The 18,718-nt window shown below is 59.8% G+C and carries 19 protein-coding genes; 4 read left to right on the forward strand and 15 right to left on the reverse strand.

Going from position 1 to position 18,718, the window contains the following annotated elements:
- Positions 1–66: 66 nt before the first annotated feature.
- The 4 genes from hpt to ACS1BR_RS06800 form a co-directional block, all read right to left on the reverse strand.
- Positions 67–618 carry a hypoxanthine phosphoribosyltransferase gene (gene hpt, locus ACS1BR_RS06785; RefSeq protein WP_463561200.1) on the reverse strand — a complete coding sequence of 184 codons (552 nt, stop codon included), beginning with the start codon at positions 616–618 and terminating at the stop codon, positions 67–69.
- Between the two features lie 82 nt (positions 619–700).
- Positions 701–1,885, reverse strand: coding sequence for a tRNA lysidine(34) synthetase TilS (tilS, locus tag ACS1BR_RS06790; protein WP_463561201.1), 1,185 nt, complete (start codon positions 1,883–1,885; stop codon positions 701–703).
- The gene (locus ACS1BR_RS06795; RefSeq protein ID WP_463561202.1) at positions 1,885–2,901 is read right to left on the reverse strand and encodes a zinc-dependent metalloprotease; all 1,017 of its coding nucleotides are present in this window, start codon (positions 2,899–2,901) and stop codon (positions 1,885–1,887) included. The genes tilS and ACS1BR_RS06795 overlap by 1 nt, the downstream gene beginning before the upstream one ends.
- Before the next feature lie 66 nt (positions 2,902–2,967).
- On the reverse strand, positions 2,968–3,450 hold the full coding sequence (locus ACS1BR_RS06800; RefSeq protein ID WP_463561203.1) for an inorganic diphosphatase: 483 nt from the start codon (positions 3,448–3,450) through the stop codon (positions 2,968–2,970).
- A gap of 190 nt (positions 3,451–3,640) precedes the next feature.
- On the opposite strand from ACS1BR_RS06800, the gene dacB reads away from it, so the two are divergent.
- Positions 3,641–5,080 (forward strand): D-alanyl-D-alanine carboxypeptidase/D-alanyl-D-alanine endopeptidase, encoded by a 1,440-nt coding sequence (gene dacB / locus ACS1BR_RS06805; protein WP_463561204.1) that lies wholly within the window; start codon positions 3,641–3,643, stop codon positions 5,078–5,080.
- Between the two features lie 4 nt (positions 5,081–5,084).
- Here dacB and ACS1BR_RS06810 read toward each other — a convergent pair whose 3' ends face one another.
- The 5 genes from ACS1BR_RS06810 to ACS1BR_RS06830 form a co-directional block, all read right to left on the reverse strand.
- Complete coding sequence (locus ACS1BR_RS06810) at positions 5,085–5,765, reverse strand: hypothetical protein (RefSeq protein WP_463561205.1); 681 nt, start codon at positions 5,763–5,765, stop codon at positions 5,085–5,087.
- A gap of 9 nt (positions 5,766–5,774) precedes the next feature.
- Positions 5,775–6,269 carry a hypothetical protein gene (locus ACS1BR_RS06815; protein ID WP_463561206.1) on the reverse strand — a complete coding sequence of 165 codons (495 nt, stop codon included), beginning with the start codon at positions 6,267–6,269 and terminating at the stop codon, positions 5,775–5,777.
- 76 nt (positions 6,270–6,345) lie between these two features.
- Positions 6,346–6,927, reverse strand: coding sequence for a hypothetical protein (locus ACS1BR_RS06820; RefSeq protein ID WP_463561207.1), 582 nt, complete (start codon positions 6,925–6,927; stop codon positions 6,346–6,348).
- A 645-nt stretch (positions 6,928–7,572) separates the two neighbouring features.
- Complete coding sequence (locus ACS1BR_RS06825; protein WP_463561208.1) at positions 7,573–8,298, reverse strand: glycine zipper domain-containing protein; 726 nt, start codon at positions 8,296–8,298, stop codon at positions 7,573–7,575.
- Positions 8,229–9,650 carry a hypothetical protein gene (locus ACS1BR_RS06830; protein ID WP_463561209.1) on the reverse strand — a complete coding sequence of 474 codons (1,422 nt, stop codon included), beginning with the start codon at positions 9,648–9,650 and terminating at the stop codon, positions 8,229–8,231. The genes ACS1BR_RS06825 and ACS1BR_RS06830 overlap by 70 nt, the downstream gene beginning before the upstream one ends.
- Positions 9,651–10,019: 369 nt before the next feature.
- On the opposite strand from ACS1BR_RS06830, the gene ACS1BR_RS06835 reads away from it, so the two are divergent.
- Complete coding sequence (locus tag ACS1BR_RS06835; protein WP_463561210.1) at positions 10,020–11,156, forward strand: CAP domain-containing protein; 1,137 nt, start codon at positions 10,020–10,022, stop codon at positions 11,154–11,156.
- 6 nt (positions 11,157–11,162) lie between these two features.
- On the opposite strand, the gene ACS1BR_RS06840 is transcribed toward ACS1BR_RS06835, so the two are convergent.
- Positions 11,163–12,218 (reverse strand): CAP domain-containing protein, encoded by a 1,056-nt coding sequence (locus tag ACS1BR_RS06840; RefSeq protein ID WP_463561211.1) that lies wholly within the window; start codon positions 12,216–12,218, stop codon positions 11,163–11,165.
- A 366-nt stretch (positions 12,219–12,584) separates the two neighbouring features.
- On the opposite strand from ACS1BR_RS06840, the gene ACS1BR_RS06845 reads away from it, so the two are divergent.
- Positions 12,585–13,304: a hypothetical protein gene (locus ACS1BR_RS06845; protein ID WP_463561212.1), complete on the forward strand. Its 720-nt coding sequence runs from the start codon at positions 12,585–12,587 to the stop codon at positions 13,302–13,304.
- 21 nt (positions 13,305–13,325) lie between these two features.
- Complete coding sequence (locus ACS1BR_RS06850; protein ID WP_463561213.1) at positions 13,326–13,934, forward strand: recombinase RecJ; 609 nt, start codon at positions 13,326–13,328, stop codon at positions 13,932–13,934.
- 8 nt (positions 13,935–13,942) lie between these two features.
- Here ACS1BR_RS06850 and ACS1BR_RS06855 read toward each other — a convergent pair whose 3' ends face one another.
- The 5 genes from ACS1BR_RS06855 to ACS1BR_RS06875 all read right to left on the reverse strand — a co-directional run bounded on the left by ACS1BR_RS06855 (position 13,943) and on the right by ACS1BR_RS06875 (position 18,649).
- Positions 13,943–14,917, reverse strand: coding sequence for a glycine betaine ABC transporter substrate-binding protein (locus tag ACS1BR_RS06855; protein WP_463561214.1), 975 nt, complete (start codon positions 14,915–14,917; stop codon positions 13,943–13,945).
- A gap of 2 nt (positions 14,918–14,919) precedes the next feature.
- Positions 14,920–15,702, reverse strand: a complete 783-nt coding sequence (locus ACS1BR_RS06860; protein WP_463561215.1) for an ABC transporter permease — start codon at positions 15,700–15,702, stop codon at positions 14,920–14,922.
- Positions 15,699–17,018, reverse strand: a complete 1,320-nt coding sequence (locus ACS1BR_RS06865; RefSeq protein ID WP_463561216.1) for an ABC transporter ATP-binding protein — start codon at positions 17,016–17,018, stop codon at positions 15,699–15,701. The genes ACS1BR_RS06860 and ACS1BR_RS06865 overlap by 4 nt, the downstream gene beginning before the upstream one ends.
- Complete coding sequence (locus ACS1BR_RS06870) at positions 17,011–17,652, reverse strand: ABC transporter permease (RefSeq protein ID WP_463561217.1); 642 nt, start codon at positions 17,650–17,652, stop codon at positions 17,011–17,013. The genes ACS1BR_RS06865 and ACS1BR_RS06870 overlap by 8 nt, the downstream gene beginning before the upstream one ends.
- 148 nt (positions 17,653–17,800) lie before the next feature.
- Positions 17,801–18,649: an HAD family hydrolase gene (locus ACS1BR_RS06875; RefSeq protein WP_463561218.1), complete on the reverse strand. Its 849-nt coding sequence runs from the start codon at positions 18,647–18,649 to the stop codon at positions 17,801–17,803.
- Between the last annotated feature and the right edge of the window lie 69 nt (positions 18,650–18,718).

Below are 18,718 nucleotides of genomic sequence, written 5' to 3' on the forward strand. Positions count from 1 at the left end.
CCACTCATGGCTAAACGCGACCGCCGCCCCCGCCCGTGGGAAAGACCGCGGTGCACGGGTTGCGATCTAAGAGTAGACGTGCGGGGCCAGGGTGACAATGCAGTCGAGGTTACGGTACCGTTCGGCAAAATCCAGGCCGTAGCCGACCACGAATTCGGGGTCGATATCCCAGCCGACATACCTGCACTCCACATCGGTTTTTACCGACTTGGGTTTGCGCAGCAGCGCACAAATTTCCACAGAGGCCGCCCCGCGTGAAACCAGGTTCTGCTGAAGCCAGGCCAGGGTGAGGCCCGAGTCAACGATGTCCTCAACAATCAGCACATCTCTACCGGTCAGGTCTGTGTCGAGATCCTTGAGAATACGCACAACCCCGGACGACTTGGTACCCGAACCGTAGGATGAAACCGCCATCCAGTCCATGGTGTAGTGGGATTTGAGTGCCCTCGAAAGGTCCGCAACCACCATGATCGCCCCTTTGAGCACGCCCACCAGTAAAACATCTTTCCCGGCGTAGTCACGGTCGATTTGCGCCGCGAGTTCTTTCACCTTGTCATCAATTTCCTGTTTGGTAAAAAGAACGTGTTTAATATCGCTCTTTACGTCGTTTGCATCCACGATATTTATCCTTACGAAGGGGCTCGGTCTATGGGCATACACGGTAGAAAAACAAGTTTACCGCCCGTGCACGATTCTCCCACTATTTCTTTGGTTTTCTTGGTTTTTGCTCGGTTTTACCCACCACCAGCAGGCCGGTTTGTCGGTAGGGCCCCGGGGGGCGTATCCTCCAGGCGCTGACGTGACCCGAGAGCTGGAGGGGCCCGGCAACCCCGTGTTCGCTAGCGAAACTGTCCAGGGCTGACAGCCTTTCAAATACGGGGTTGTGCCCGCCAACTTTTGTGATGGCCAGCGCTAGAACCCGCCGTCGCAGGGCCGTATCGAGTTCTGATAGCTGCGCCCGGTCAATCACCGCGTATTCTGTACCCGCCAGCCGGCGGGCGGCCATCTCCTCGTGGGCATGATCGGAAGGCAGCAGGAGCGAATCAAAGATTTCCTCCGCCCGCGAATCAAGGTAGCTGGAGTCAGCTCCGAGAATGGCCGCGGTGCGGGCCAGGGAGAGGGCCACGTCGCCGCCCAGCTGCTCTTCGAGAAAGGGGAGAATGCTGTGGCGCACCCTGGCCCGCATATAGTGCTGGTCGGTGTTGGTGGGGTCATGCCAGGGATCTAGCCCTTCGGCGGCACAGATTTCGGCAACCTGTTCGCGGCGGACCGCAAGCAGGGGGCGCAGCAGGCAGAGGCCGCCGCGGTGGCGCAGAGTCGGCATTCCCGCCAGCGATCGGGTGCCGGAGCCGCGTGCCAGCCCCAGCAGCACGGTCTCTGCCTGATCGTCGAGGGTGTGCCCCAGCAGAACCGCACTCGCCCCGGTCTCCCGAGCGGCTTCCTCGAAGGCTGTATAGCGGGCACGGCGGGCAGCCTCCTCCAGGCCCAGTCGCCCGGTATCCGGGGATACCGTTTTGACTACCACCGGGGTGAGGCCCAGCCTCAGGCACTCCCGTTGTGCGGTGGCGGCGACCTCGGCCGATCCCGGCTGAAGCCCGTGATCAACCACCACAGCGCCGGCACGTATGTCTTGGCGGCGCACAAAGTGGGCCACCAGCGCTGCCAGGGCCAGCGAGTCCGGCCCGCCGGAGCAGGCCACCAGCACCAGCGGCCTCTGTCCTACACCGGCCGGGGCGCTGTCCGTGCTACCGGCACGGGTACGACCTACGGGCTTACCCGAGGCGAGAACTGCCCCCCGCCCGATCAGCAGGTTGAGGGCCTGCGCCACCTGTCCGCGGGCAAAGCCCACCGCCGGGTTGAGTCTTCCCTGACGACCCCGCTGCACTATCCTTCCACCCTGTGTTCGCTCAAAACCCGCCGGATCCAGGTCTGCGGGTCGTGCAGCTCCGCCTCGCTAGGAAGGTTGTCCGGCGACTCCCAGACGGTATTGAAACTCTCCATTCCCTCCGAGCCAACAATGTGCTGCACAAACTTTTGTCCGTCCCTATACTGCCGAAGTTTGCGGTCTATCCCCAACAGTTTGGAGATAAGCCGGGTGAGTATTTTCTGGGTTTCACTGCGGCGGTTGAAACGACGTCGAATGGTTTTAACCGTGGGCACGATAGACGGGTCGACCAGGTCCATGACAGTATTAGCGTGCCCCTCTAACAGGCTCATGACGGCGGTGATACGGCTGAGTACCTCACCGGCTCGGCTGCGGCTGTACACCAGGGGGGCCTCCTCGACCGCTGCGGCTATTTCGCGGATGAGCTCTAGCAGGTAGGGGCGCAACCAGTCAGCGGCGGCGAACTGTACCCGGTGGGTCTGCTCGTGGAGGCAGACCCAGAGCCTAAAATCTTCCGGTTCGAGGTTGAGTTCTTTTTCCACGGCTAGGATGTTGGGGGCAACCAGCATAAGCCTGCCGCCGGGAGCCCCGTGACCCGCCAGCGCGGCGTAGGGCTCATACTGTCCCAGCACCCTGGTTGACAGGTAGGCCAGGATACCTCCCAGTTCTCCCCCGCCGGCGTATCCGGTCAGGGTCTGCTGTGCGGGTGAGAGACCGGTGAGTCTCTTACCCACGGTCGTGTTTTCGAGGGGGCTGAGCATGATCTCAAACGACTGCGTGTTTGCCCTAGCCCAGCCAGCCCGGTCCACAACAAGCACCTCGGAGTCGTGGAGGTTGTGGGCGGCGGACAACCCGGTGATGGTGTGCACATGTTCCACCGAGGCCACCGCCGCGTAGCGGAGTGATTCAACCGCGCGCCGCTGCTCTGCCGGTCCCAGCCGCGGCCCGGCGGGTGCCAGCACCCCGGCAAGTTGGGAGGCAAAAGGAAAGTTTAACAGTGAGGAGGTAGATGCCATGCCTCCCACTGTACAGGCTGCCGGATCACAGCGATCTATTCACAGATTGGAACAACCCGACCGAATCTAGTGGGACTTTTCGAACCTCTCCAGGGCCTCACGTACCAGACGCTCAGCGGTCTCTCGAGGTTCCCAGCCCTCGGCCTTCACCCATTTTCCGGGCTCAAGGTCCTTGTAGCGCTCAAAGAAGTGGGCAATCTCTGCTTTAGTGTGGTCTTTGATGTCGTCGAGTTCTTGGATATCGCTATAGCGCTTATCGGTGGGAACGCACAGCACTTTGGCGTCTCCGCCGGCCTCGTCGGTCATATTAAAGACGGCGACGGGGCGGGCCTCCACCAGTACCCCGGGCACCAGTTCTTCGTTGATGAGTACCATGGCGTCGAGCGGGTCGCCGTCTTCGCCCAGGGTGTTTTCAAAGTAGCCGTATGCGGTGGGGTACTGCATCGAGGTGAACAGTACGCGGTCCAGGCGCAGGCGGCCGGTTTCGTGGTCGATCTCGTATTTGACGCGGGAGCCGCGGTTGATTTCGATGGTGACGTCAAGTTCCATGTGGAATTCTCCTCCGGGTAGGTAAAAGCCCGCCGGTATCCGGCTGCTTCAATGATCCGGTGTCCAGTCTAACCTAGCTCAACTGTCACTCTTATATTTGCGGTGTGTGCGGAGCTTGGCGCGGTGTTTTGCCGGCTAAAGTGTCTACTGTTGTGCCCATATGTGCGGTCTGTGCCGGCATAATTGGGTAGTGTCTGCGCGGATATCCTATGCTGCCCTGGAGGTGTTTGTGTCTTCATCCGAGAATTTGCCCCCGCGGGAGGGTGCGCGTGCCCGGGTTCTGGCTTTGGTGCTGGTGCTGGCCTGTCTGGGCACCGGCCTCTGGGCTGTCCCTCAGTTTCTGCAGGCGCGGGAGTTTGCCGCTTCTGCCGAGTCTTCCTATTCGCCTCCCGCGGCAGGGGTACCGGCACCGGTTGAGACCTCGGGTACCCTTGACACCTCGGCCATAGACTCGTCGCTGTCCGCTCTTGCCGAGGGGTTTAGCGGTGGTTCTCTGACCGGCACGGTTGTTGACCCGGCTACCGGCACCGTCCTCTATTCTCACGGTGCGGATCGGGCCCGGGTTCCGGCGTCCAACCTTAAACTGTTAACCGATTACACGCTGGTGCGTGTGATGGATCCCTCCGCACGTTTCTCCACTTCGGTGGCGGTGAGCGGGGATACTCTCACCCTGGTGGCCGGTGGTGACACTCTGCTGGGCACCGGGGAGTCTGCCGCCGACGAGGTAGTGGGGCGGGCCGGTCTGGTCACCCTGGCTGCCGAGACCTACGCCGCGCTTGAGGACGACGGAACCGGCACCTATACCCTGAACCTCGACACCTCTATCTATGCGGGTGAGGCCACTAACCCGGCCTGGTCGCAGGAAGACATAGACGCCCAGGAGGTGGGCGCCGTGTTCCCCCTCGCTTTCTACTCCCACTACTCTCCCGGCGACGACGGGGCACCCACCGGGTCCCGCCCCCTGAATGCGGCCCAGCAGGTGCAGCGGTATCTGCTGGATGAGCTTAACGGCCTGGGGGCGGATTCCGGTATGAGCTTTACCCTGGGCGAGGAGACCGCAACCCCCGAAGGTGCCGAGCAACTTGCCGCGGTGGAGTCGGCGACGGTGGCGGAACAGGCCGCCTATATGATGCAGCAGTCAGATAACATGCTGGCCGAGGCACTGGGGCGGAATGCGTCGGTGGCGGCCGGTGGTGACGGTTCGTTCCTATCCGCGCGCAGGTTGGTGGAGGAGACCCTGGCGGCGGACGGCATACCCACCGAACATCTCAACCTGGTTGACCTGTGCGGTCTCTCGGGCGAGAACCGGGTAACCGGCACAACCCTGGCAGCGGTGGTAAGCGCTATGGTGCAGGGGGAAAAGGGGGCCGATGTCGCGCTGGCCGGGCTTCCGGTCGCCGGTGGTAGCGGCACCCTGGCCGACCGTTTTGACGACCCCGATGAGCAGGCGGCGCAGGGCTATGCGCGAGCCAAAACCGGCACCCTGAATTCGGTGGTTGCGCTGAGCGGCTACCTGGTGACCGAAACGGGACACACCCTGGTTTTCTCTTTTATCGTCAACGATGTGACAGATTCTCGGGCCGCCAGGGACGTGGTTGATACATCGGTAGCGGCGCTGAGAGCCGGATAGGCGGCTAGCGGCCCTGTGCCCAGAGACGGTGCAGAAGCATGCCGAGGGAGAGGGTGTCTTTGGCTTCCACGTCTGCCATGCAGGTCGAGTCCTCGTCTCGTAAAATATCTTTGACCTCCCACAGGTAGCCGCGGTCGTAGATGATATGAAGTGTCGCCCGTGTTTGTGCTACCTGTCCCGGGGTATCTGCTGATATTTTCCAGGCTCGGTTTTCGGCTGAGAAGACCCGGGTTGTTAGAAGATCGCAATCAACGCGGCGGTCAGTTTCGTGGGGCATTGAGGTCTGCGGCAGCTTTATCCAGGCGTAGAGGTGCTGGAGGGCGTTTTCGGCGGTGGTCCGCGATAGTAGACAGTCGCCGGTGTTCTGCCCCCGCGAGTTGATGATTTTTGCCCACACCAGGGTTTCTCGCTCCCCCTCGTAGAGGGTAATGGTGTTTTCTTGCGGGGCGTGCATCTGGCATGCCTCAAGCCGGCGGGCCGGGTGGGTGATCAGGGCCAGCACGCGAGCTCCGGTCTCGGTGAGGACGCGGTTACTATCGAGCAGCTCAGCCTCTCTCAGGGCAGCGGCGTCAGGGGCTGAGAGGTTGTCGTGGGGTCTGCGGTCGGGGGTGAGGCCGGCAAGTATTTCCACGGTGCGTGCGGGGAGCTTGAGTGTTTGTTCGAGGTCGTTACTGGCTAAAAGCATGGTCGGTGTTTATTTCTGGTAGAAGGAGTGGTGGTAGAGACCGGTAGCCGGGGTGAAAGTATCGATCAGGTGCTGACCGATTGCCATCCCCGCATCCAGAAAAGCAAGGGGAACGGTTACGGTAACCACCGTGCCGATACCCTCCGCCAGGGCAAAGATCTGAAAGTTTGCCAGCAGGGTCTTATTCTGTAGAAAAGAGTGGACCGCCAGGACTGTATCCCCCCGTTCTGCAGGGTATTTTCGCTGGCCGAGCATACACAGGTTCTGCCTGTCACGCAGCTGGGTGATGGCCTCCAGCTGGTGACTGGTGTAGGTGTCGATGTCCCGAAATTCCGGGGGTGGCTGTTCGGTGGTGGCCACGATATTGGTGCCCAGCAGCTCTGCCTCGTGGGGACGGGCGAGTAGTGCCAGGTACTCGTTGGGTCCGAAGCGGACCTGCCAGCTACTGGGCAGGTTGAGGACCAGCCCGCTGGTGGGTTCGGTGTAATTGGTGTATCCGCTCATGATTTCTTCTTTCACTCGTTGAAGACCCGGCCGGAGTAAAGGGTGTGTCTCCTCTACCGAAGGCGTCTACCCTCCTTTAATCTCCAATATCTGATATATCCGCTATATCCAGATCTTCCGCCGCCCCTAGAGAAGAACCATAGACTTCACCAGCAGCACTGGGCGGTACCCCATAACGACCCGAGGAAAAAGCACCGTCCTCCATAAAATACTCCCGCTGATCATGGTCGGGACTAATGCCCTCCTCTACCAGACTCGTCTCCCCATAAAAATCTCGTCGCTGAATTTCTGCAAACACCAGCCTCCGCCAATGGCCCAAAGCCCTCAACAGCTTCTCCGGTTTCCGCGCCTTCTGCCGGGCCCAGGGCCGGTTCTCACTGGTAAACACAAAGGGCTGGCCGGTGTCCGGGTCAGGACCCCCAATAGTGATCTGTAGCTGCCCCGATTCCAGCTGGTTCATGACGAGGTCCCCCTCCCGCACATTCGTAAACGAAACCAACCAGCTGTGCCGACGAAGATAGTCCTCATCTGCTGTCTGCACAAAACTCAACCGTTCTAAATCTACAAAGAGTTCTACGGTGCGGGTGGTGGTTGGGGCCAGGTTGGGTTCTTTGGGGTAGTAGATGGATTTACGGTAGTCCAGATGCTGCGGTGTCACCAGGTGAGTGGGAACGACCCCGGTAAAAGTGAACGGGCCGGTAATCGTACCCCGCAGACTGTACGGATGAGTCTTCCACGACGGAATCTGCTGCTGGTACAGATGATAGCTAGTATATGTATTTGTATACGCGGCGATCTCCGTCGCATACGGCTGATCCGTAATATAAATATCGGTGATAGACTTCTTCACACACTCGGTAAGCGTAGGAAACCGATATAACCGACACGCATGAACATGATGATGTTTCTTGTGCCGATGCCAAGCATAAAGAGTATGCTGTGTTAGCCGCCACCAGCGAGGCCGGTAACCAAAGAAAGGAGCAGTAAAGAAGGTTAAAATATTAATCAGGATGTTACCAAAAAAAGCTAATATCCAAATGAGGGTTCCTATCACAGCGGGAATCCGGTAGTAGGGTTCCAGTACAGGAACCTGCTCCATCAGTAGAGATATCGTCATCCCCCCGAACATGACACCGCCGGCACCAAAGATGAATAGACGGCGGTCGGGCCAAAAGGGATCGCTGACAAAGGCATTGGACCGGTTCCGTCCCGAGGCCCTGTGCCACCAAAAAGCCAACGTAACCACAGCAAAGAGGAAACCAAACAGGAGTTTCGGGGTAATCTCAATCAATCCCAGCATATGTTAACCCCCAAAAAATTTCTTGGCTCCGTCCAGCAGACCCTGGGCACCCTGGCCAATATTCTTGGCCGCATCCCCCACCGCGCTCTCGGTATCCTTATAGGCACCGCCGACAGTATCAGCCGCCCAATCGTCGAACCCCGTTTCCTTGACGACCTGTTCGCCCAGCTGGGAACCAAGGTAGGAGCCAACCATAGCACCGACCACGGTACCCGGCCCCGGAATGATAGACCCAATAGCGGCACCAATAGCACCACCGGCTATGCCCAGACCCGTTGTGGCTGCGCTAGCTCCAACCGCCCTGGCCCTCTTCTCACCCTCGTCATCTGTCTGGTGCTGATCGTTATTGTAGTAATCGCTGTAGGTCGTCACCGCCCCCACCGCTGTGCCCACCCCGGCAACACCTTTGAGAGTCTTTGCCGCCGCCGGCATATGCTCACCCACCTTACCCAGGGCAGAGCCGGCGTATTTCTCGGCCAGGTAGGCAGCATTATGGGCAACTCTGGTATCGGCATCCATCAACAAATCTTTAGCAGGCAAACTGTACTGGGGAAGGGACCTCATCATTTTTTCTACCCCCTGACCGTGTTTCCCAGCCTGGGCCGCGACCTGCCCGGCCCAGCGAGAAAGGCCCTGAAAACCGGCCCCCAGGCTCCCCCTCATCCCTGCAGAGACTCCCTTACCCAGATCATCGGCGCTACCTGCGGTGGACTTAACCCAGTCATCCATAGATGCCAGGTTTCCCCGGGCCGCTCGTGCCGCCCAGCCCCCGGCAGTATCGGCAAACCGGCTGCTACCTTCGGCAGCCTTCCCCAGCCAGGTCCCGGCACCGGTTCCAGCCCGCTTGAGGCCCTCAGCCACCCGTCCACCCAAAAACCGGAATTCTTGTGCAGCCAGGTCGATGAAAGTTTCAGCCGGTCCCTCAGCACACTGGGATAGTAGACCGGGTCCAACCCGGCCAAAAACTTCATCCAGGCCCTTCTCTGAGTCCCCGGAGACTTCTCCACACCCAGGATAAAAGACGACATGCCCCTATAGAGCAGATCAGCACCGGCACCCATCTGCCTGACAAAATCAGCATAGGCCGATGACTCATCAGAAGAAATCTCCGGCAGATTCTCCACCACATGCACCAGACCCACCAGCAGATCAGAATAGTCATTGACCAGAGTCTTCTCCACCAGCTGCTGATCAAAAAGAAGAGGAATACCCTCCGGGTCTTTCCGCAGATACAGATCCAGTTCGGCCGGACTGAACAGGTTCAAAGCGCCCAGATAGTCCCTCAGAGCCTCATCAGATTCCCCTGCTCTGCTTCGCATCTGAACCAATTCATCATAAGAAACCGGCGGATTACCCAGGGTAGCCTCCGACGAAAGCTCAAACAGTCCGGCACCCTGCGAGTACCCACCCGAATACGGAGACGTGCCCGTAGACAAACCCAGATTACCCCGGGCCTGGGCAGCTATATCCCGATTCTTTTTCAGCACGTAGCGTTCTTTCAGATAAGCCACGTGTTCTTCCCGGTCGCTAACAATATCGGTCACGATTGACCGCTGTGCGGTCAACACCTGGGAAGCCTCTTCGTGCTGCTGCCGGAAAGCGGCCAGCTGATTCTCCACGTCCACATAGACGGCAGAACCGTATTTCAGGGTGGCCAGGTCTTCCTCATACATACGTATCTTGACCTCTAGATCGGCCATAGTTTCAGTAGCATCAGTAGCCCGGCTATGAGCGGTCCTGGCCCGAGAACGCAGATCAACCAGGGCGGTATACCAATCTTCGGCCACCGAGCCCATCCGGTAGAGTTCTTGCTGGACCAGGCTCATGTACTCGTGAGAGACTCTGGTACTGTCATTGAGGTAGCGGATTTTATAGCCCTGACCCTTGAGCTCCCCCATACTGGTATAAGCATCAAGGCCCTTGTTAAGAGCTTCGGCTTTCCTCCTCCACATATTAATAATTCGCAGCCAGCTCTCAGGCTCGCCCGGTGCCGGATTACCTTCCTCGAACAAAGACCAGTCTGTCGGATAGGGACCGGAGTCACCGCTCTCATGGGGAAGCATGGGAAGAGGAACAGACATCAGAAACTCACACCTTTCACACATGAGTACACCAAGAATGTAGCTATAGAACACACAGCGCCACTGAGCCGACTCTGTTACCTACCGAAACTACACCCAAAGCAGCCCCAGCTACCCGACATTAACCCACCAACAGCTGAATGCCACCACATGTGGGGACAGGCTTCACCCGGTCCGCCACCTCAATCAACCGAGACACACAGAGCAAAACCCCGTCAAATACTCCAAAATTAGGTCACGATTTTATAAAGTCATCCAAGAGATACCCCTACTTATAGGGACAAATCCGATAATTGTACCTACAAATATAGCCGCGGAACCGGACACTCCCGGTCGGCCGCACCACCACACATATATTGAAAGACAACCATGAAACACAGCTTCGTACACGGGGCAGCAACCACACCGAACCGCCGACAGGTAGGCAAACTGGCCCTCGCAACAGCCGGAATCACCCTTGCCTCGGGGACCGGAATCTCGGTAGCGCAGGCGGGAAGCAACGACATCCGCTCCGTCTCCACAGCCCAGCGCAACCATGACGCCCAAAAACTCCTCGACCTCATCAACACCTACCGGTCACACAACGGGCTGAGCCGCCTCAACCACTCAGCCACCATCGCCTCGGTCATGGACTCCGAGGCACGCCGCCAATTTGTGCAGGGGTACTACTCCCACGGCACAGAGTTCATCTATAACGCCAAGGTTCGCGGATACTCATTTGTGCGAGAGGTGATAGCTCTCACCTACAACGACGACATCGGCCAACTCCTGGCCTTCTGGAAATCCTCCCCCGCCCATAACGCGGCCGTACTGGCCCCCGCCGCAAACACCCTGGGTATTGGCCTGGCGTACGGGCACGGTACCGGCCTGCCCTGGAGGATACTGGGCAATGTCGGTATTTACCGCTACGACGGCAACAACGGCCCCGGCGATATTCAGTCAAGCATCACCTCGGGAGCACAGTTCAGAACCGCAAGCTACACCCTACGCGGGGCTATCGGCGAAAAATACTATGCGCTCGGCGGCGAGACCCGGTTCGGGGCACCCACCATGAACGAGTCGGGCGGGCTCGCCTCTGGCGGGGCCTACCAGATGTTTCGAACCGGCAGCGGCCAGGTCTACAAGTTCATGTGGTCACCAGAAACCGGGGCGCACCCCGTCTACCAAAACGGCGCTATCGGCCAACTCTGGATGCGGTCCGGCCATGAAAACGGCTACGGCTACCCGGTCATGAGCGAATACGGCGGCCTGTCAGGGGGCGGGGCCTACCAGACCTTCCGCAAAAATAATAAAGTATTCAAACTCCTCTGGCACCCGGCCCACGGCGCACACGCGGTAGAAGAAACCGGCGGAATCGGGCAGGCATGGATGCGCGCCGGATACGAGAACGGTTACGGTTACCCGGTTACCGGTGAATACCGCAGCGGGGTCGAGGTACACCAGAGGTTCAGCAGGGGTGTCACCCTGGCCTGGCACTCCGTGACCGGCAGGGTGCGCACGGTCTAGCGGCCCCTACCTCACCTCTATCGCACCGGTGAGCGAGTTTCGGGCCAGAACTGCCGCCTCAAAATCTTGCAGGGTGTAGATGCCGAACCGGTACTCGTTTGAGGTGGGATAGCCGTAGCCCTTCTCCGAGCCGGCTTTGGTCCATGCCTGCCCCAGCGGACCCGAGAGCCGCACCGCCCAGGCACCGGTTGCCCTGCTCCAGAGAATAATGGTTCGGGCGCCGTCTTTCTCAAAAATCTGGTAGGAGCCGCCGGTTTCAGTGGGTAGGGCTGAGGCGGTGGCGGGGCCGTATACCGCTTCGCCGCCGTCTGCATAGTAGCGTTCAGCAATAGCACCGGTGATCTCGATAGGCTCAGCTGTCTTCTGCTGTCCGGTTTGGGCTGCCTCGTCCTCCGGCTGCGAAGCTTGGGATCCAGTATCCGGCTGATCCGTTACCCGCTCACCGGCCAGCTCCTCCTCAGAAACCTCGGTCACAGAGTTTGACTGCACCGAGGTATCAGCGGGCCCGCCGCCGGGGAAGCCCCATAGCCCTACGTTGCCCAGTATCCTCCAGGGCAGGCCGGTGCCGTGCCCGTAGGCCAGGCCGATACCGCACACATTTGCCTCCGCCGAGAGCAGGGCTGCCCGGTGTGCCGCTGAGCCCTTCCAGAAATTGAGGAGCTCGTTGAGGTCGTCGTTATAGGAAAGCGCAATGATTTCGCGGGCGAAGGTGTTGCCCTGCACTCGAGAGTCGTTGAGAAAGCTGGTGCCGTGGGCTACAGCCCCGGCAGCCACCTGCCGGCGGGCTTCCGGCTCCATCACGGCGGCGAGGGTGGTGGAGTGGTTGAGCGGGCCCACCCCGTTTTCCGCGCGGAAAGTGTTCATGAGACTGAGCAGGGTCTGGGTATCTGCCGCCCGCTGGTCCGGGCTGACCTCGCGGATATCGCTCGATGACGCCCCGGCAGTGGATAGTCCAACCGCCGCGCCGATACCGGTGAGCACCATAATGCCTGCCTGGCGGCGGTTCATGCGCGGAATTTTGAGGGATGCGGGCTGTGCGTGTTTCGGTTGTGCGTGTTTCAAGAGGCTGTGCTCCCCTGCTTGGGTTTCTCGGTTTTCTTTGTGTATGTTGCTGCCACGGTGGCGGCCTGTGCTCTTTCCCAGGAGTCGTGCTAGACCGTTTCCCGGGTAGGGACAGTATAACTTTATAGAATCGTGATCTTTAAAAACACCCCCCTTATGGTGACAGGTTCACCATCTGCGCCCACACTGTCTGCGCCACTAGTTCTTATGTGTTTATGCTGTAAAAATTCTCTCACCGTGTCGGTGCTCCCTGCTACGGTTGAGGTCAAACAAACCGGCTGCCGAAAGAGGTTGGTCTACCCAGCCTTGCCCCGCTCGGGGTAATCTTGAGACAGGTCCCGCGGGTAAGAAAGGAGCGGAAAGTCAGTGCACCCCACCCATATGGCGCGCACCCCCTACCTGTTCCATTTTCAGGGGCAGACTGTGGCGCTCGGCGATCCGGAGTTCCTCTACCTTATTAACGAGCTTCTCCTCAAAGCCAAGCAGGTGACCCGGCCCACCTTCTGGGATCAGGCATATCTCACCGACGCCATGGGCGAGATGCCCGAACTTATCGACTCGGGGGTACGCGAATTTGGTGCCGCCAACGACCGCAGCCTTCTCAACTCGGTGGGCACGTCCCTCGATGAGGAATCCTTTTGGCAGGCTATCGAGAAAGGTGTCTACGCCGGGGCCTCCTGGCCCGTGGGTAATGCACCGCTTTACCTGCCCGAGATACCCACCTGGTTGGGCAATGCCCGCTCCTGGGAGTTCGACCCCGTTGCACCACCCGACGGCCCCGGCGCCATGGGGGCCTGGACCCGCCTTCGCGGTAGGGCAGGTGCCGGCCAGCCGGTGGGTCTCTTTCAGCTGACCGACACCGAATCTTTCTGGGTCTTCGGTTCTGCTGACGACCTCGACGGTATCATGAATCTCTGCCGCGAACTCGCCGGGGTTCGGATAGGTTTCGATAAGGCAACCGGTTATATCGACGAGACCGCCAGGTACAGCTGCATCGCCCTGCCCGTGGAATGCCGCCGGACCCTGGAGGAAGAACTTTTTATCGCCGGGGTCGACTGCGAATCGCTCTTCTGGGAAGACGGATAACCCGTGTATGTACTGACCTGTATGAGGCGCACCCCCGGTGCCGGGCTCACCTGTCAGCTCCTCCTCGAACAGCTGGAGGCGCTTGAGCCCACCATTGCCTTCGTCCAAACCTACCCTGACGAGGTCCAGGGGGCCTTCAATTCGGCAGAGGCTGCCGTGCGCGCCATGCTGCTGGCCGCCCGGGGGCAGGCTTTCTGGGTGGGTATCGGCACCGGCCCCCTTAAAGCGCCCCGGTTTGCCGCCGCACTGGGCGCGGTGTCAACCACCGAGTGCAGCGGTGACAGCCTCGACTATTCACGGGTTGCCGTTGAGCAGGCTCAGACGGGTTCACCGGCACGCGGCACCGTGGTACTGGGGGCAGACCGTGCTTTTTCGGAGCAGGCCACCGGGCTGGCCCGGCTACTCTACCGTATCGCCGCGGACCGCTCGGCAGTGGAAAACCGTGTCATTTCCCTCATCGTGCCGGGGGTGCGCGGCCAACAGGCAACCGTCGCCGGGGTTCTGGGCATCTCGGCTCAGGCGGTCAGCAAAACTCTGGTGCGTTCCCTCTACCACGAGCAGGAGGCAGCCATTCCGGCGCTGGTTGAAACCCTACTGCGTATTGACGGCACCCCGGTATCGTCCCCGTAGGGCGGGGCCTATATGATAAAGCCTTCACTCACCATCCAGTCACGGGCAACGTCCGCGGGCTCCTGCCCCTCGACGTCCACGCGGTAGTTGAGTTCCCGCATCGTGTCATTATCGAGTGCCGCAGAGATCTTATTGAAATTTTCTTCAAGCTGGGGGTACCGCTCGACCAGCTCGGTATTGAAGGTTGCTGCGAGGTTGTAGGCGGGAAAGAAGTGTTCATCGTCGTCGAGCACGCTCAGGTCAAGGGACTTGATTCTTCCGTCGGTGGTGAAGACCTCACCGAAGTTGCACATGCCCTCGTCGGTGGTCGTGTACACGGTTCCGGTGTCCATCACGTGTATGTTACTCTCGGGCACACCGTCTGCTGTCCCCCTGGGGATACCGTATTTCTCAAGCATCCCGTTCAGCCCGTCGGTGCGCGAGTTGAACTCGGCTTCCACGCAGATCGTTCGCTCTTCAACCGGAAGGTTTCTTATATCGGACAGGGTGGTTATTCCTTTTTCTTGGGCGTATTCGGAGCGGGTGGCAAGCGCGTAGGTGTTGTTCATGGGGCTGGGTGCACCCCAGGTAATCCCGTGGGCGAGGTCAGAGTCGTGCACGGCCTGCCACATCTGCTGGTTGTCGGCAATCACCGAGGTGTTGCCCATGTAGATCATCCAGGCCGTGCCTGTATAGTCCCACATAATGTCACTGCTGTGGCTGGTCATCGATTTTCGCGCCGGCTGTGAGCCCGGAATATTGCTCATATCGGTAACGTCAAACCCCGATGCCTCGGCCGCCAAAACCGCCATCTTGCCCAAGATGAGCTGCTCGGTAAAGTTTTTTGATGCCACGGTGACTTTTTGTCCCCGGGCAGCGTCGATATGCTCCAGGCTTGCCGCCTCCACACCGGGAACAGCCGATGTCGACGGCTGTAACCCGCAACCGCTCAAACCCAACAGAAGAGCGGCTAAAGCACCCAAAATTCGTGGTGAAGTTTTCATATTTAGAGTCCCTTCGGGGTCGCATAGTACTCAACCAGGCGGGCAAGCCAGTCAACCGCCAACGCAAAGACAGCCACCAGCAAAGACCCGAAGACAAGGATCCTGTCCAGAGCCAGGTTTACTCCGGTGGTGATCAGCAGCCCCAGGCCACCACCGCTCACAAAGGTCGCCAGGGTCGCCGAACCCACCAGCAGTACCAGAGCTGTGCGGATACCGGCCAGCATCACCGGCACCGCCAGGGGCAGCTCAACTTTCCAGAGCACGGACCGGGAGCTCATGCCCATCCCGTGTGCCGCCTCAATCAGCCGGGAATCCACAGCATCCAGCCCCACCATGGTGTTTTTGAGAACCGGCAAAAAAGCATAGACCACCAGGGTCACCAGGGCCGCCCCAGATCCAAAACCCAGCCAGAAAGCAAACAGCACCAGCAGCCCAATCATGGGGGCTGCCTGCCCAATATTTGCCAGCCCCATAAAAATCCCTGCCAGCCACCGTAGCGGGCGCCGGGTCAGCGCGATACCCAGAGGAATGGCTGTCGCCAGCACAACTGCCGCCGAGATCACCGTGAGGTTAAAATGCTGCACGGTCAAGCCCCAGAGTGAGGACGGTGACAGGGTAACCCGCTCGGTCTCGGTAAGATCTGCCGTGTATAGCCACCAGAGCATACAGGCCAGAATCAGCAGGAGCACGAGCGGCTGAACGAGCAGACCCTTCCAGCCCCTCTTCTCGGACAGGGCGGCAAGGTCCTGTGCGGCCCGGCGGTTTTCGCTCACGGACACGCTCATGCTCTCCCGCCCCCTTCCCGATCGGCGGGCGAGGTCGGTTCTCCCCGCGTCTCCTCTGCCATCTCGTAGCTAATCACCCCGTTGGTACCGGTGGTAGCCACGGGTATAGCGCCGGTGTTGTGGCCCACCGGGACCGACACGTCGTCAGGCTCTGTTGAGAGACCCTCGATCGTGCTGATCACGGTGGCGGCGGTGATGATCCCCCGATACCTACCGCGGGGCCCGGTCACCACCGCCGAGGACGAGCCGGAGACCAGCATGGTATCCAGGGCGTCATCGAGTGTTGACGATTCACCCACCAGGGGTAGGGCCCGGTGGGTGACCGCGCCCACCCTGTCCATCTGCCGGAGCTGACGAGCGGTGACCCAGCCCACGGGGCGGTCGTTGCGATCGATGACCACCGCGCTCTGCTCGTGTTCTTCTGCTAACCGGGTTGCGGCCTCACCGGCGTCCTGACCCATGCGGATAGCGGGAAGGTGTGTCATACGGACATCGCGCACACGGGCAAGCCCCAGTTGTTTGAGCCCGGCACCGGAGCCGATGAAGTCTTCAACAAAGTCGTTGGCGGGGTTTGAAAGGATCTGCTCGGGTGTGCCGTACTGCTCGATTTTTCCGCCCTCGTTGAAAATAACAATCCAGTCGCCGAGCTTCACCGCCTCGTCGAAATCGTGGGTCACAAACACAATGGTCTTGTGTAATTCTGCTTGCACGTGGATGAGTTCTTCTTGCAGACGCTGGCGGGTAATGGGGTCAACGGCGCCGAAGGGTTCGTCCATGAGGAGGATCGGCGGGTCTGCGGCGAGCGCGCGGGCAACCCCCACCCGCTGCTGTTGGCCGCCGGAGAGTTCTTTGGGGTAGCGGTCTCGGTAGGTTTCGGGATCCAGGGAGACTAGATCGAGCAGTTCATCGGTGCGCTCTCTGATTCTCTTTTTGTCCCATTTGAGCATTTTGGGGACCAGACCAATGTTTGCACCGACGGTGAGGTGGGGCAGGAGTCCGCCGGCCTGGATCACGTAGCCGATACGGCGGCGGAGCTGGTCGCCGTTCATGTCGGTGACATCTTCACCGTTGATGACTATGCGGCCCGAGGTGGGTTCGATGAGCCTGTTGATCATTTTGAGGGTGGTGGTTTTGCCGCAGCCGGAGGGGCCCACGAACATGACCGTTTTGCCGGCCGGAATTTCTAGGGTGAGCTGGTTGACCGCGGGTTTTGTGGTGCTGTATGTTTTGGTGACGTTTTCCAGCAGGATGGTGGCACCGGTTATTTCTGTCAGTTTGGGGTCGAATCCGACCGCTGTGGTGGTTGAGTTAGACACGGATACCTCGCGAGGTTGTTATACGGCCCAGCAGGAGGAGCAGGGCGTCGAGAATAAGGGCGATGGTGGCGACGGCAACCACTCCGGTAATCACCGATTCGAGTGAGTTTGCGCCGCCCAGGCGGGAGAGCCCGGAGAAGATGAAGCTGCCGAGGCCGGGGCCGAGCACGTAGGCGCTGATCGCGGCAACTCCCATGGTCATTTGGGCTGAGACTCTCATGCCGGCCAGAATGACCGGCCAGGCTAACGGTAGTTCTACTTTGATAAAGGTGGCTGCCCGTGACATGCCGATACCGCGCGCGGACTCTATCAGACCGTGGTCAACACCTGAGAGCCCCACCAGGGCGTTGCGCAGGATGGGGAGTAGGCAGTAGAAGGTCACGACCACAACCGCCGGTGCCACACCGAATCCCAGGGGGGCGATGAGCAACCCGATGAGCGCAAAGGAGGGGATGGTGAGACCGATGGCGGATATGCTGTTGGCGGCGGCTGAGAGTGTTTTGTTCTTGTAGCACAGTGCTGCTATTGCTATGGCAAGCACCGTGGCGAGAAACAGACACTGGACGACGAGCGAAAAGTGTTGCCAGCTCGCGAAGAGTATCTGCCCCCAGCGGTCAGAAAGGTATGTTCCCACCTGATTTTCCTCTGTCTGTGTTGGGCATGTACACCCATCATACTATCAGCCTGCTTATATTAGCGGGTGTTGCCCCGTTTTTCTCGGTGGGTAAGACACCGGTCGTGTACCGCGCCCGCAGTTCCCACGCCCCGTCAACCCGGTGCCCCTAGAGTAGCGACGCCAGCACCGGCACCACACCGTCACGGTAGACGCTCAGGGTCACCTCGTCGGCGGCGGATATCACCTCGTCATCGGCCTCGCCCATGGCCACTCCGCGGGCCGCCCAACGTAGCATCTCAATATCGTTGTGGCCGTCGCCCACGGCAACCGTGTGTGCCGGATCTATGTGCAGATGCCGGCGAATCTGTTCAAGTGCTGTCGCCTTTGATACCCCGTGCGCCGCCAAATCTAGCCAAGCGGTCCACCCCACCGCATAGTTCACCCCGTGTAGGCCGGCGGCATGGATCGACGTCCTAAAAACTTCGGGATCAACGTCATCAGCAAACACAACCACACGGGTGGCGGATTCTTTCTCCAGCAGCTGCTGCTTGGTGGCCGAGATAGTCTGCGCACCAAAGGAACCGTCTTCAAACTTGGCGGTGGCATAGATTTCCCCGGTGGGTACTTCTAGCGCCATCTGCGCATAGGGCATATGCTCCTGGAGTAGCGAGATAGCACGCTGCGGGTTGAAAGAAACCGTATCAAGCACCCGGTAGGAGGACGCATAGCGGGGTGAAAGCTCAAGGGTGACCGCCCCGTTTGAGGTCACCATGTAGCCGCGGTCGATCCCCAGCATTTCAGCGATAGGCAGTGCCGCCTGCCGCGAACGCCCGGTGGAGACAACCACACAGTGCCCGGCCGAGACCGCATCTTGAACCGCCAGCTTCACCGCATCGGTCATGGTGCCGTCGTGGTAGACCAGGGTTCCGTCAATATCGAGGGCAACCAGGTAGCGGGCTCCGGGGTCTTTGCGCCAGCTACCCTCAACCGGCGGGTGTACTCTGATATTTTCCAAAAATACCGCTCTTCCATAGAATCGTTAGGGCTGCCCTGCTAGCTTAGCCGAAAGTTGGCCGTCGCCCAG

The organism is Rothia sp. 18CD1-1, from assembly GCF_055285355.1.